At 72.6% G+C, this 12,826-nt stretch carries 12 protein-coding genes and 1 riboswitch; of the genes, 5 read left to right on the top strand and 7 right to left on the bottom strand.

Annotated features, from left to right (window positions below; translation table 11 throughout):
* Positions 1–98: 98 nt before the first annotated feature.
* The 4 genes from STTU_RS01645 to STTU_RS01630 form a co-directional block, all read right to left on the bottom strand.
* Complete coding sequence (locus STTU_RS01645; protein ID WP_007819178.1) at positions 99–1,184, bottom strand: hypothetical protein; 1,086 nt, start codon at positions 1,182–1,184, stop codon at positions 99–101.
* A 209-nt stretch (positions 1,185–1,393) separates the two neighbouring features.
* Positions 1,394–2,011 carry a class I SAM-dependent methyltransferase gene (locus STTU_RS01640; protein WP_078518893.1) on the bottom strand — a complete coding sequence of 206 codons (618 nt, stop codon included), beginning with the start codon at positions 2,009–2,011 and terminating at the stop codon, positions 1,394–1,396.
* An 85-nt stretch (positions 2,012–2,096) separates the two neighbouring features.
* Entirely contained in the window at positions 2,097–2,864 is a 768-nt protein-coding gene (locus tag STTU_RS01635) for a CbtA family protein (RefSeq protein ID WP_007819174.1), read from the bottom strand.
* Positions 2,865–2,883: 19 nt separating this feature from the next.
* A complete protein-coding gene (locus STTU_RS01630; protein ID WP_043253749.1) occupies positions 2,884–3,114 on the bottom strand; it encodes a CbtB domain-containing protein in 231 nt (76 codons plus the stop codon).
* A 35-nt stretch (positions 3,115–3,149) separates the two neighbouring features.
* Positions 3,150–3,283: riboswitch (cobalamin riboswitch) on the bottom strand.
* 65 nt (positions 3,284–3,348) lie between these two features.
* Here STTU_RS01630 and STTU_RS01625 point away from each other — a divergent pair.
* Together STTU_RS01625 and STTU_RS01620 are read left to right on the top strand one after the other, a co-directional pair.
* Positions 3,349–3,930, top strand: a complete 582-nt coding sequence (locus STTU_RS01625) for a histidine phosphatase family protein (RefSeq protein ID WP_007819162.1) — start codon at positions 3,349–3,351, stop codon at positions 3,928–3,930.
* Between the two features lie 279 nt (positions 3,931–4,209).
* Positions 4,210–4,917 carry a GTP-binding protein gene (locus tag STTU_RS01620; protein ID WP_007819160.1) on the top strand — a complete coding sequence of 236 codons (708 nt, stop codon included), beginning with the start codon at positions 4,210–4,212 and terminating at the stop codon, positions 4,915–4,917.
* Positions 4,918–4,930: 13 nt separating this feature from the next.
* Here STTU_RS01620 and STTU_RS01615 read toward each other — a convergent pair whose 3' ends face one another.
* Complete coding sequence (locus STTU_RS01615) at positions 4,931–5,359, bottom strand: PPOX class F420-dependent oxidoreductase (protein ID WP_009070712.1); 429 nt, start codon at positions 5,357–5,359, stop codon at positions 4,931–4,933.
* Positions 5,360–5,455: 96 nt separating this feature from the next.
* Here STTU_RS01615 and STTU_RS01610 point away from each other — a divergent pair, with 96 nt between their 5' ends.
* Together STTU_RS01610 and STTU_RS36135 are read left to right on the top strand one after the other, a co-directional pair.
* On the top strand, positions 5,456–5,857 hold the full coding sequence (locus STTU_RS01610) for a roadblock/LC7 domain-containing protein (RefSeq protein ID WP_007819158.1): 402 nt from the start codon (positions 5,456–5,458) through the stop codon (positions 5,855–5,857).
* 211 nt (positions 5,858–6,068) lie between these two features.
* On the top strand, positions 6,069–8,117 hold the full coding sequence (locus tag STTU_RS36135; protein ID WP_420713541.1) for a DUF6397 family protein: 2,049 nt from the start codon (positions 6,069–6,071) through the stop codon (positions 8,115–8,117).
* Between the two features lie 68 nt (positions 8,118–8,185).
* Here STTU_RS36135 and STTU_RS01605 read toward each other — a convergent pair whose 3' ends face one another.
* Together STTU_RS01605 and STTU_RS01600 are read right to left on the bottom strand one after the other, a co-directional pair.
* Complete coding sequence (locus STTU_RS01605) at positions 8,186–9,112, bottom strand: acyl-CoA thioesterase (RefSeq protein WP_043253747.1); 927 nt, start codon at positions 9,110–9,112, stop codon at positions 8,186–8,188.
* A gap of 111 nt (positions 9,113–9,223) precedes the next feature.
* A complete protein-coding gene (locus tag STTU_RS01600; protein WP_007819153.1) occupies positions 9,224–11,797 on the bottom strand; it encodes a DEAD/DEAH box helicase in 2,574 nt (857 codons plus the stop codon).
* 93 nt (positions 11,798–11,890) lie between these two features.
* Here STTU_RS01600 and STTU_RS01595 point away from each other — a divergent pair, with 93 nt between their 5' ends.
* Entirely contained in the window at positions 11,891–12,682 is a 792-nt protein-coding gene (locus STTU_RS01595) for a metal-dependent hydrolase (protein ID WP_043256988.1), read from the top strand.
* Positions 12,683–12,826 lie beyond the last annotated feature (144 nt).

The following is a 12,826-nucleotide window of genomic DNA, read 5'->3' as shown; positions in this document are numbered from 1 at the left end:
TGCCCCGTGCGGGCGGACGGGCGTCCGCGCGGGGCACACCTGATCGCTGCGGCCCCCCCCGCCCGTTCCCCTGCCGTGCCGCGCTCCCTCCCGTCCTCTCAGGAACGCGCCGCCAGTGCGTCGAGGTCCGCCAGGAGGGCCGGGAGACGGGGGCCGCGTTCGACGGGGATCACCTCTCCCGGGACCGCGTCGAGGAGCACGAACGCCATGTCGTCCGTGCGGGCCACGAGCGACCAGCCCGGCCCGTCCACCCGCAGCAGACGCGCTTCCTCGCTCGCGAAGGCGGAGCGGATGCGCCCCGGAGGCGGAGGAGCGTTTAGGTAGGCGCGGGCTTCGGCGAGCGCGGCACGCACGGACGCGGCGGTGGGCTCCGAACCCGGGGCCACGAAAGCACCCGCGTTCTCCGGGATCGACGTCACCCTGCCCCCGTTGCCGTTGCCGTTGCCGTTGCCGTTGCCGTTGCCGTCGGCGGGCCGCGCCCCGCCCTCCGTCCCGGCCCCTTTCTCCGTCACCGGTTCCGTACGATCCCCGGCCGTCGTCCCCTTCCCTGTCCGCTCCCCGCCCTCGGCGGCCTCCTCCTCCGCGCCGCTCTCCTCCCCTTCCGTGAACTCCGCGCGCCACGTGCTCCACTGGCGCGAGATCTCGTCGGCGCCCAGGCGCCGCTGGGCGGGGCCCCAGCCCGATACGGAGGGCGGGCGCAGGATCTCGGGGGCCTCCGGGTCCCCCGAGAGGTCCGGGTCGTGCGGTGCGGGTACGCCGGGTGCGGCGACCGCGAGCGCCAGGGGCCAGCCCGGCAGCGTCGCCACGATCGCGCGCGGCGCCGGCGTCAGCTCGTACTCCATCCCGCAGTCCCACGAGGCGATCGCGACGGCGACGAGCGAGACGTCGTCGACCACGACCGTCCACCGCGCCCCCGCCCCGTCCTGCCCGAGGATGAGCCCGTACCCGTGGGGGAGGGGCGGCAGCCGCAGCCGGCCGCACGCTTCCGGGAAGTCGTCGCCGAGGGCGCCGGGGAACTGGGCCGGCGTCAGCAGCGCGGCCGTGAGGACGAGCAGCGCGTCCTCCTCGGCCCCGGCGGGCCTGTCCTCACCCGCCGCGGGCTCGTCCGTTCGCACCGGCTCCTGTCCCGTCCCCGGCAGGTCCGTCGCCACGGTTCCGGCCCCCGCGTCCTCCGGTTCGCCCACGTCCGCCTCCCGATCGGTTCCCGTGCGCCCCCTCCCGTGCGGAAGCGGGCGACGGGGCCCGCCGCGTGCGGGCTGGCGCACCTTAACCAGCGAGTAACCACGGCGTCGAGAGGTGGCACAAGCCCGTCCCGAAGCCTTCACGCGGCACGCGAGCCGGGGGGCGGGGCCGGGCGCCCCGCCCACCGGTCATGACGAGGCGTTCCGGTTGATCAGGCCGTGGGACGCTCACGCTCCCGTACCGCCACCGCGAGGAAGCGGGCGTCCTCGTCCACGTACGACACGAGCTGCCAGCCCGTGGCGGCGAGCAGCGGGGCGAGTCGCGCCCTCGCGCGCACGTCGTCCTCGCTCAATTCCCTTCCGTGGCGCGCCGCGAGGGCCGCGCGTCCGAGCGGGTGGAAGAGCGCGAGCCGCCCGGCGGGCCGTGTCACCCGCGCCAGCTCCCGCAGGCCGGTCCCGGGGCCCGGCAGGTGCGAGACGAGCCCCGCCCCGAACACCGCGTCGCACGCCCCGTCCCGCAGCGGCAGCCGCGCCACGTCCGCGAGGACCAGTGCCCCGTACCGCTCCCGGTCTTTGGCCGCCGCTTCGGCCACCATCTCCGGCGTCAGGTCCACGCCGAGCACGGTGCCGCCGGGCCCGACGCGTTCCCGCAGCGGCGCGAGTGCCCGGCCCGTACCGCAGCCCGCGTCGAGCACGCGGTCACCGGGCCGCAGCCCGAGGACGCCCGTGGCCGCGTCGTAGCGCGGCTGATCGCCGGGGAACCTGTCCTCCCATCCCGCCGCCCGCGCTCCGAAGAACTCCCGTACCGACTGTTGGGTCTTCTCGCTCATGCCTCCCATCCTGCCCGCGGCAGACGCGAAAACGGGGGGAGGGCCCGGGAATCAGGCCCTCCCCCCGTGTCGTACGGGTCTTCGCTCAGACCGCGGCCGAGGCCGCCGCGCCGACCTTGACGCGCCGCTCGGCGGGCGCGAGCAACCGCTGGGCCAGCTCACCGAAGAGCAGGCCGAAACCGGTCCACAACGTGAGCTGAATACCGATCGAGGCCACGCGGAACCGCCACAGGAGCGTGGCGGGGAAATCGTGCCCGACCTCGTTGACCGGCGGCAGGAAGGCGTAGGCGAGACCGATCACGACGGCGAAACCCGCGAGCGCGACGACCGTCGCCCACCAGTTGCCGAGCGTCGGGGCGAGTCGCTTGCCGATGATCACGGTGGCGATCGCGAGCAGCACGCTCAGCAGCATCATCAGCCCGTACAGGGCCGTGCGTTTGCCGATCGTGTCGGGATTGCCGACGGCCGGAGGGGTCGCCGGGTACTTGAGGAAGGGAACGAGGTAGACCGCGAAGAGGCCCCCCGCCGCCATGAACGCGGCGGTCGCGCGCGGGCTGAAACGGCCCACCCGGCCGAGCGCGAAGCAGTAGGCGAGGGCGACGATGCCGCCGAAGGCGACCCCGTAGGCGAGGACACCCGTCGCGAGACCGGCGGTGGACTGGAGGCCGCGGCTGACGACCTCGACCTCGTGCTCGTGGCCGCCTCCCCCGTGGGAGTGCGCCTCCTCCAGAGCGATCGCCGAGTCCACCCGGGGTTCCCCGAGCAGATAGGCGACGACGAAGGCGAGGACCCCGGCGGCGAGACCGGCGAGCATCCCGCGCACGAGGAGTTTCCTGACGATGGCGGAGTTCATGGGAGTGGGAGTCCGCCCGTCAGTGGCAGGGGAAACCGAGCAGGTGCCGGCCGTCGTGCACCCACTCGTGGACGCCCGTGCCGGAGAACAGAGAGGTGGCGCCCTGCTCGGCGCCGACGAAGTAGAGCGCGATGAGCATGAGGAGGCCGACGAAGACCGCCCATGGCAGCACCGTGCGGACCGGCAGGCGAAGGGGGGTTTCGGTAGCGGGAGAAGAGCCCGAAACGGGCGGGGCGGCGGACTGCGCCATGGCAAGCCTCCTGGGGAACTCGCGTCCCGGTCGATGGAGCTTCGAACGCGCATGACGGGTCTGACTCACCGGGGCCCGCGTACGGGCCCGGCATACAGTGGCGCGACCGTTCCGGGCTCTCACCGGATTCCGTCATGTCGCTTGTAAGGTCATCGGGACGATATCGCTCACCCGTCCGCACGCCAAGTGCGCCTGCCGGACGTGAGACATGACAAGTGGTGAAAGCGGGCCGGAATGACGATCCGGGTGATCCTTGTCTCGGCCGCCGAGAGCGAGGCGAGCCGTACCGCGGCCTTCGACGACGGCACGCCGCTGACGGAGCGGGGGCGCGCCGCCGCGGACCGGCTGCGGGCGAACGGAGTCCTGCCGACGGAGGAGAACGTCAGGGCACGGGCCCGCCGCGCGCCCTCGCCGCGCTGTCACGAGACCGCCACCCTCCTGGGCCACCCCGGGGCACTCGCCGCACCCGCCCTCGCGGGGCAGGACCCGGGAAGCTGGCGCGGCCGTCCGCTCGACGCGGTGGCCGCGGCGGAACCCGCCGCCCTCAGCGCCTGGCTCTCCGACCCGAGTGCGCGCCCCGGCGTCGACGGCGAACCGTTGACCGCCCTCGTGCGGCGGGTCGGCACCCACCTGGACCACCTCGCGGGCACCGTGACGGGCCCGCTCCCCTTGTTCGTCGAACCGGACACGGTCCGTGCCGCCCTCGTCCACGCCCTCGGCCTCCCCCTCCCCGTGTACTGGCGCCTCGACGTCCGCCCTTTGGCGGTGACGACACTCGTGGGACATGGGGGGCGGTGGAATCTGGTGCTGTCCTGAAGGCCCGCTCCGAAGGCTGCCGTGCAACGGTCCCCGTGCGCCCGCTTCCGTGTTTTCGCCCCACCACGTCGTCGCACCGGATGCGTTGTCGGTTCACGTGATCGTGGATTTCCTCGCTTGTGGACCTGATGCGGTGTGAAACGGTCCGATACGGGCGCGAACCACCCCGTCCGGTAAAGAATCCCGCACTTCACGCCCTGTGCCCCGGGACTTGTCATCCTGGGCGCTTCGGCGCCGGGACAGCTGGTGCCAGGGATGTCGTGGCGAGGGAAGTGGCGGATGGGCGACGGGCGATCGTATGCGACGGGGGAACGCCTCATCCTCAAGATCGTCGTCTCGGGCGGGCCCGCCACCGGGAAGACGTCGTTCGTCGGTGCCGCGCGGGGGACGGGTTCCGCGTGGGGGAGCGCGCGGGTGGGGGGTCCGGTCGGGGAGGGCGGTGCCCCGGACGGCGACGGGCTCGGCGGGGAGGGGCCCGTACCGGCGTCGCCGCAGCCGTACGGTCCCGTCGTCGCGTACGAGCCGACGGGTGGCGCGTACGAGCCTGCCGGTGGCACGGGGGAGCGGGGAGGTGGTGAGGGGGCGGTCGCGCTCGACTTCGGGCGGCTCGTGCTGCGGCCGGATCTGACCGTGTGCCTCTTCGGTGTTCCGGGGCTCGAACGGTCGGCGGCACTGTGCGAGGACATGTGCGCGGGCGCGCTCGGCGCGGTCGTCCTCGTCGACACCGGGCGGCTCGCGGAGAGCTTCGCGCTCGTGGACCGGCTCGAGGAGCGGGCGCTGCCCTTCGTCGTGGTGGTGAACCGTTTCGCGGGACCCATCGCGTACACCCCCGAGCAGGTCGCGTCGGCACTGGGCCTGTCCCCGGGCGTCCCCGTGCTCGCCGGAGATGTGCGCGAGACGACGACGGTCCGTCATGTCCTCGCGGAACTCGTGGCGTACACGGGGAGGTTCCGGGCGGCGCGGCTGCTCGAGGCGGTGTCGCGGTGAGTGGCGACGGTGGTCAGTCGGCGACGCCGCCGTAGGCGACGACCTTCTCGACCCTCACCCGGACGACGAGTTCCCCCGGGACGCCGTTGCGGCGCCCGTAGACCTCGGCCTCCTCCGGGCCCACGTAGCGCTCGGCGATCTTCGTCGCCCAGCGCAGCAACTCCTCGGGGTCCTCGCTGATTTCGGCGGAACCCTCGATCGTGACGAAGGAGAACGGCGGTCGCTCGTCGTCCACGCACAGTGCGACACGCCCGTCACGGGCCAGATTCCGCCCCTTGACGGTGCCCTTGCCGGTGTTGAGGACCAGGTCCGAACCATCCAGAACGAACCAGATCGGGGCGATGTGCGGACTTCCGTCAGCCCGCACCGTGGCCAGCTTCGCCGTCCGCGTGCCGTCCGAAACGAAGGCTCGCCATTCTTCATCGGTCATTTTATGGGTCATATGCTCATCATCCTTGCTGTCCGCCGAGTGGTGGGGAAGGCTTGCCGAAGGGTTCCTCCGAACAGGGGGAGCGGCTGCGGACGGGGAGAGCGGAACGTGGAACGGAACGCAAGACTCGGCTGGCTTCTCGACGAACTGACCCAGCGCGTCGAGCACATCAGGCACGCTCTGGTGCTCTCCAACGACGGCCTGGTCACGGGCCTCAGTGCCGATCTCGCACGCGAGGACGCCGAGCATCTCGCGGCAGTCGCCTCGGGCCTGCACAGCCTCGCCAAGGGCTCGGGCGCGCATTTCAAGGTGGGCAAGGTCCGCCAGACGGTCATCGAGTTCGACGAGGCGCTCCTCTTCGTCACGGCGGCGGGTGACGGCAGTTGCCTGTGCGTGCTGAGCGGCTCGGACGCGGACGTGGGGCAGGTGGCCTACGAGATGACGCTGCTCGTGAGCAAGGTGGGGGAGCATTTGGGGGTGGATTCCCGGCGGCCGGGGGCGGCTGGGTGAGGGGGTGGGGGCGCGGGGGAGGGGGGAGTCGCGGGGAGGCACCGGGGTGGGTGCGCGGGGATGGGTGCGAGGGGCGGGGTGATTTTCCGATCTTCGTCATGTTGATGAGCAGATCATCCGGTTACGGCTGAGTTATCCACAGGCGGGAAGAAGGTGGTGTCCGTCCCGCCCCATACGGTCTGTCCCAAGGTTCGGCTCCGAGGGGGACGGTATGGCGGTACGCGGCATGACGACGGCGGCGACGGTGGGCGGTAGGCCGGTCCGGGGTGACTTGCTCAATCCTGAACAGGCTTCCTCGCTGCTGGAGTTGACGAACGAAGAGGTGGAGCGGGCGGCAGTGCTCGACGTGCTGCCCTCCGTACCGGGGCGCGGCACGCTCCCGCGCCGTTTCACGGCCGGGGAGATCGCACGGCAGCGGGCGATGCCGGGCTTCCCCCATGCTCTCCGCGAGGCGGTACGGTGCGTCGGCACCGCCGACGCCGCCGACCTGCTCGGCATCGCCCCGCACCGCTTCACCCGCCTCGCCAAGCTGGGCCTGCTCGCGCCGGTCGACTTCCGCCTCAACCGCTACCGCGCCGTCGTGTGGGCGTACCTCGTCACGGAAGTGGAGGAGCTGGGACGGCGCAGGCCGGAGCTGCTGGTGGGCAGGCTTCCGGCCGAACTGCGCTCCATGGCGGAGGGGGACCGGCGCGCGCCGCGGTGGCGGGAGCGGCGGCGCGGTCACCTGCACCGGCTCAGCTCCGACCCGTGGGAGCGAGCGGCTCTCCTAGCGGTCCAGCTCGGCCCCGAGGAAACGGCGCGCGCGGCGGACCCCGACGAATGCGGTTACCTGCGGCGCCTCCTTCCCGCACAGGGAGCCCAGGCCCTCACCTCACTGACAATCGCTCAGGGGGCGGACGAACTCCGCTCCCTGCGGGCGCAGTTCCTGGATGAACTGCGTCTCGCGCGAGCCGACCGCCCGGCACCTCGTGCGGGGCGGAAGGCCGGGGCGGGGGCAGCGCGGGGCCCGGGGACGGAGGCAGCGGGAGGAGCGGCCAGGGCCGCGCTGCCACGCCGCTCCGCATCCCGTACCGGCCACTCGGCCTCACGCCCGCCCCTTTCGCCGTCCGTCGCGTCCCCGGCTCCTGCCGCGCAAACCGTGGCGCTCCCGGCACCGGCAAGCTTTCCCATGCCGCTGCCGACCTTCCCGGTATCCGCCACCGCGCAGCCGGGTCGCCCGGACCCGTCAGTCGCCGGACGGCCGTCAGCTTCGTCTTCGTCGCGGGTCCCGATGGGCCCAGAGACCGACGTGCCGTCTCCCGCCGCGAGGGGAGGGGCACCGTTCGCATCGGCGGCCTCGGAAACGGCGTCCGCCGCCCCGTCACGTGTGGATTCGCTCTCGGCCGGGCCTTCGCTCCCTCTCCCGCCCCCGCTTCCGTCCCGGGCGGCCGGTTCGTCCTCCTCGGCACCGCTCGCGCCCCGGCCGGAGGTCGCGTCCGGGCAGCCCGAGCCCGTTGGGCCGCCGACAGCCGTGCGAGGGACGGCCTCGCCCTCGGGCCGACCGCCGTCTCCGGTTCCGGCAGCGCCGGAGTCCGGGGGCCCGTTGCCCGCCGCGCCGCCCGCGCCCTCGTCCCCGGACGAGCCCGCGCTTATCGGAGCCGCTGGCCCCTCGTGCCAGGCGCCGCGCGTGGCCTCGCCTTGTGGCTCTCTTCGCCCCCCGGTGGGCCTGGAGACGGGCGATCTGTCCGCTGCCGGGCCGACCTCGGCTATGCCCGCGCCTTGGGCTGTGGAGGCCGGTGGGTCGTGTGCCACCGCACCGACCCCGGCTGTCGAAGCTGGTGACCCGTTTCCCGCCGCACCAGCCCCGGCTGGGTCCGCCCCCTCGGCTGCCGGTGCCAGCCCGTCCTTCGCGGCGTCGGTCCCGACTGTGTCCGCGCCCCCGCACGCCGAAGCCGGCAGCCCGTGTCTCTCCGCGCCGGTCGCGGCTGTGTCCGCGCCCTCGCCCGCCGAAGCCGTCGCCGCTTCACCCGGCGCGTCGCTCCCGGACCATCCCTCGGCGCCGACTCCGCGCCACTGCTGCGTCTACGCGTGCGCCCCGGCTTCTGCCTTCGGACCGCCCTCCTGCTGTCCCTCACTGCGCACCTCGTTGCCAGTCGAAGAGGGCGCTGACCTCGTGGTGCGGCGTGCGCGGCGACGGTTCGTGCCGTGGCCCCGGCGGGACAGCGGCATGCCGGACCGCGAGTGCCGCCGGACCGGCGCCGGGCAGGGACGGTGCCGGTGAACACGGCGATCGGAGTGCTCGTTGTCGTCCGGCGGCGGTGCGCCCAGCTCGTGCGGCGACCGCACGCCCTACTCGTGCGGTGGGGCCTCGCCGGAGAGCACCTGGATGCCGCCGCGCGAGCGGAACAGCCCCTCCTGCACGACCGAGACGAGCAGTCGCCCCGCCCGGTCGTAGATTCGGCCCCTGGCCAGCCCGAGCCCACCCGTGGCGACCGGCGACTCCTGCTCGTACAGCAGCCACTCGTCCGCCCGGAAGGGCCGGTGGAACCACATCGCGTGGTCGAGCGAGGCGAGGTCGAGCAGCCGCTCGCCCCACAGCGGCTCCACCGGCAGCCGCACGGCGTCGAGCAGCGTCGTGTCGCTCACGTAGGCGAGCGCGCACGTGTGCACGAGCGGGTCGTCGCCGAGCGGCGTCACCGCCCGCATCCACACGGCGCTGCGCGGCTCGGCGCCCGCGGTCTCCTCCGGCGTCCACCGCAGGCGGTTCACGTAACGGATGTCGAAGGGCTGCCTGCGGGCCATGCGCTCCAGCTCGTCCGGCACCCCGCCGAGGTGGGCGCGGACCTCGTCCGCGAGCCGGGGCAGCGACTCGGGGTCGACGAGCGGCCCGGGGCCGGCCGGAGGCAACTGGTGCGCGAAGGCGCCCTCTTCGGGCACGTGGAAGGAAGCGGTGAGCGCGAAGATCGTGCGGCCCTGCTGCACGGCGGTCACCCGCCGCGTCGTGAAGCTCCGCCCGTCCCGTACCCGCTCCACCTCGTAGGCGATCGGCACCCCGGGACGGCCCGGACGCAGGAAGTAGGCGTGCAGCGAGTGCACGGGACGGTCCGCGTCCACGGTCCGGCCGGCCGCGACGAGCGCCTGTCCGGCGACCTGCCCGCCGAAGACGCGTTGCAGCGATTCGTCGGGGCTCCGGCCGCGGAAGATGTTCACCTCGATCCGCTCCAGGTCGAGGAGGTCCACCAGACGCTCGGGCACGGGTCCGCCCGTGTCGGTCATGGTCACGTACGCCCTTTCACACAGCACGCCCCGCACCGGACCGGTACGGGCTCGGGGACGGAGGAGGAAGACCGGCGCGGGCGCGGGGGCCGCGCTCGCAGGGGGTCCGGCTCAGAGCTGCCCCACGGAAGTGACCCGGACCACCGCCCGGCCCTCCGCGTCCGACGCGGTGAGGTCCACCTCGGCGCTGATGCCCCAGTCGTGGTCGTCCTCCGGGTCGTCGAAGATCTGCCGCACGCGCCACAGCGCCTCCTGCGGCCGTTCCTCGATGAGCAGCAGCTTCGGGCCGCGCGCGTCGGGCCCCGTGCCCAGCTCCTCGTGCGCGTCCCAGTAGGCGTCCATCGCCTCGCCCCAGGCGTCCGCGTCCCAGCCCGCCTCGCCGTCCATCGCGCCCAGCTCGTCCACCCGGTCGAGCGCCGCGAGCTCGACGCGCCGGAACATCGCGTTGCGCACGAGCACCCGGAAGGCGCGCGCGTTGGCGGTCACCGGCTTGACCTGGTCCGCCTTCTCCTGCGCCTCCTCGGCGGTCATCTCGCCGGGATTGGCGAGCTGCTCCCACTCGTCGAGCAGGCTGGAGTCCACCTGGCGCACCAGCTCGCCGAGCCACGCGATGAGGTCCTCCAGGTCCTCCGACTTGAGGTCGTCGGGGACGGTGTGCTCCAGGGCCTTGTACGCGGAGGCCAGGTACCGCAGCACGATGCCCTCGGTGCGGGCCAGCTCGTACAGCGAGACGTACTCGGTGAAGGTCAGCGCGCGCTCGTACATGTCCCGCACCACGGACTTCGGCGAGAGCGGGTGGTCACCGACCCACGGGTGGCTCCTGCGGTACGTGTCGTAGGCGTGGAAGAGCAGCTCCTCCAGAGGCTTCGGGTAGCCGATCTCCTGGAGTCGCTCCATCCGCTCCTCGTACTCGACGCCGTCCGCCTTCATCGCGCCGACCGCCTCGCCGCGCGCCTTGTTCTGCTGCGCGGCCAGGATCTGGCGCGGGTCGTCGAGCGTCGACTCGACGACCGAGACGAGGTCGAGGGCGTACGAGGGCGAATCGGGGTCGAGCAGGTCGAAGGCCGCGAGCGCGAACGTGGAGAGCGGCTGGTTGAGCGCGAAGTCCTGCTGGAGGTCCACGGTGAGCCGGACGATGCGGCCCTCGGCGTCCGGCTCGTCGAGACGCTCCACGATGCCGCCGTCGAGAAGCGAGCGGTAGATCGCGATGGCCCTGCGGATGTGGCGGAGCTGCTGCCGGCGCGGCTCGTGGTTGTCCTCCAGGAGGTGGCGCATCGCGTCGAAGGCGTTGCCCGGACGGGCGATCACCGCGAGCAGCATCGTGTGCGTCACCCGGAACCGCGAGGTCAGCGGCTCGGGGTCGGAGGCGATGAGCTTCTCGAAGGTCTTGTCGCTCCAGGCGACGAAACCCTCCGGAGCCTTCTTGCGCACGATCTTGCGCCGCTTCTTCGGATCGTCCCCGGCCTTCGCGAGCGCCTTCTCGTTCTCGATGACATGCTCGGGCGCCTGCCCCACGACGAGCCCCGCCGTGTCGAAGCCCGCGCGCCCCGCGCGGCCCGCGATCTGGTGGAACTCCCGCGCGCGCAGCGTGCGCACCCGGTTCCCGTCGTACTTCGTCAGCGCGGTGAACAACACCGTGCGGATCGGCACGTTGACGCCGACGCCGAGGGTGTCCGTACCGCAGATGACCTTGAGCAGCCCGGCCTGCGCCAGCTTCTCGACGAGCCGCCGGTACTTCGGCAGCATCCCCGCGTGGTGCACCCCGATCCCGTGCCGTACATAGCGCGAGAGGTTGCGGCCGAACTTGGTGGTGAAGCGGAAGTTGCCGATCAGCTCCGCGATGTGGTCCTTCTCCTCGCGCGTGCACATGTTGATGCTCATGAGCGCCTGCGCCCGCTCAACGGCCTGCGCCTGCGTGAAGTGCACGATGTAGACCGGCGCCTGCCGCGTGTCGAGCAGCTCGGTCAGCGTCTCCGTGAGCGGCGTCAGCTTGTACTCGTACGAGAGCGGCACCGGGCGGGTCGCGGAGCGCACGACGGACGTCGGCCGGCCCGTGCGCCGGGTGAGGTCCTTCTCGAAGAGCGCGACGTCCCCGAGCGTCGCCGACATCAGCACGAACTGTGCCTGCGGCAGTTCGAGCAGCGGGATCTGCCAGGCCCAGCCGCGGTCGGGCTCCGCGTAGAAGTGGAACTCGTCCATGACGACCTGGCCGACGTCCGCGTCCTTGCCGTCGCGCAGCGCGATCGAGGCGAGGACCTCGGCGGTGCAGCAGATCACGGGGGCGTCGGCGTTGACCGAGGCGTCGCCGGTGAGCATCCCGACGTTCTCGGTGCCGAACATCTTGCACAGGTCGAAGAACTTCTCCGAGACGAGTGCCTTGATCGGGGCGGTGTAGAAGGTGACCTTGTCCTGCGCGAGCGCGGTGAAGTGCGCCCCCGCCGCGACCAGGCTCTTGCCGGAGCCTGTCGGCGTCGACAGGATGACGTTCGCCCCCGAGACCACCTCGATCAGCGCCTCCTCCTGAGCCGGGTACAGAGTGATCCCCCGGCTCTCGGTCCACGAGGCGAAGGCTTCGTAGAGGGCGTCGGGATCGGGGGTCGCAGGGAGCTGATCGATAAGGGTCACGCCCCCATCTTGCCCTTTCGCCGCCGGGGAGGGGGAATCGGCGGACGGCACGAAGATCACGACCGGTAGGGTGAGGGACCGCTCGTCCGGGCGAAGGGAAGCGGGACGGGCCGTCAACTGCACAGCGGTGCGTCGAAGGTGGGGGACACGCTCATGATGGGACCGGCACACTCGCTCTCCGGGGCCGCGGCCTGGCTCGGGGTCGGGGCGCTCGCGGAGGCCAACGGGCACGAGATGCCCTGGCCGGTACTGCTCGTCGGTGCGCTCATCACCGCCGGGGCGGCCCTCGCGCCGGACCTCGACCACAAGTCGGCGACGATATCCAGGGCCTTCGGGCCGGTCAGCAAAGCGCTCTGCACCTTCGTGGACGCCCTCTCCTACGGGATCTACAAGGCCACCCGCGGCAAGAAGGACCCCCGCAGGAACGGCGGGCACCGCACCCTGACGCACACCCTCGTCTGGGCCGTCCTCATGGGGGCGGGGGCCTCCGCGCTCGCCGTCGCGGTCGGACGCTGGGCCGTGCTCGGCATCCTTTTCGTACACATGGTGCTCGCCATCGAGGGGCTGCTGTGGCGGCAGGCGCGGGTCTCCAGCGACGTGCTCGTCTGGCTCCTCGGCGCGACCAGCGCGTGGATGCTCGCCGACTTCCTCGACCGGCCCGGGAACGGGGCGCACTGGCTCTTCACAGGTGATGGCCAGGCGTACATGTGGCTCGGCCTGCCGATCCTGCTCGGGGCACTGGTGCACGACATCGGCGACGCCATCACCGTCTCGGGCGCGCCCATCCTGTGGCCGCTCCCGATAGCCCGCAGGCTCTGGTATCCGCTCGGCCCCCCGAAGTTCATGCGCTTCCGGGCCGGCAGCTGGGTCGAACTGAAGATCCTCATGCCCGTCTTCATGGCCCTCGGCGCGGTCGGCGGCCTCTTCGCCCTCAACGTGGTCTGACCCGGCCCCGTCCATGTGCACAGCCGGAGGCGCGGATAAGTCGTACCCGTGGCCGGACCAGGGCGAGCGATGCGCGCCCGAACGACGCGGCTTGCCTGGAGTCCCCCCCCGGGCGAGTGCGCGCCCGGTCCGAGGGGAGACGCG

The organism is Streptomyces sp. Tu6071 (assembly GCF_000213055.1).
Classification (GTDB): Bacteria; Actinomycetota; Actinomycetes; order Streptomycetales; family Streptomycetaceae; genus Streptomyces; species Streptomyces evansiae.
This window is presented reverse-complemented; position numbering and strand designations above follow the sequence as displayed.

Bases quoted from the DNA above. Each gene is read 5' to 3' on its own strand.
- STTU_RS01640 (WP_078518893.1), bottom strand. From the start codon at position 2,011: ATGAGCGAGAAGACCCAACAGTCGGTACGGGAGTTCTTCGGAGCGCGG.
- STTU_RS01635 (WP_007819174.1), bottom strand. From the start codon at position 2,864: ATGAACTCCGCCATCGTCAGGAAACTCCTCGTGCGCGGGATGCTCGCC.
- STTU_RS01630 (WP_043253749.1), bottom strand. From the start codon at position 3,114: ATGGCGCAGTCCGCCGCCCCGCCCGTTTCGGGCTCTTCTCCCGCTACC.
- STTU_RS01625 (WP_007819162.1), top strand. From the start codon at position 3,349: ATGACGATCCGGGTGATCCTTGTCTCGGCCGCCGAGAGCGAGGCGAGC.
- STTU_RS01620 (WP_007819160.1), top strand. From the start codon at position 4,210: ATGGGCGACGGGCGATCGTATGCGACGGGGGAACGCCTCATCCTCAAG.
- STTU_RS01615 (WP_009070712.1), bottom strand. From the start codon at position 5,359: ATGACCCATAAAATGACCGATGAAGAATGGCGAGCCTTCGTTTCGGAC.
- STTU_RS36135 (WP_420713541.1), top strand. From the start codon at position 6,069: ATGGCGGTACGCGGCATGACGACGGCGGCGACGGTGGGCGGTAGGCCG.
- STTU_RS01605 (WP_043253747.1), bottom strand. From the start codon at position 9,112: ATGACCGACACGGGCGGACCCGTGCCCGAGCGTCTGGTGGACCTCCTC.
- STTU_RS01595 (WP_043256988.1), top strand. From the start codon at position 11,891: ATGATGGGACCGGCACACTCGCTCTCCGGGGCCGCGGCCTGGCTCGGG.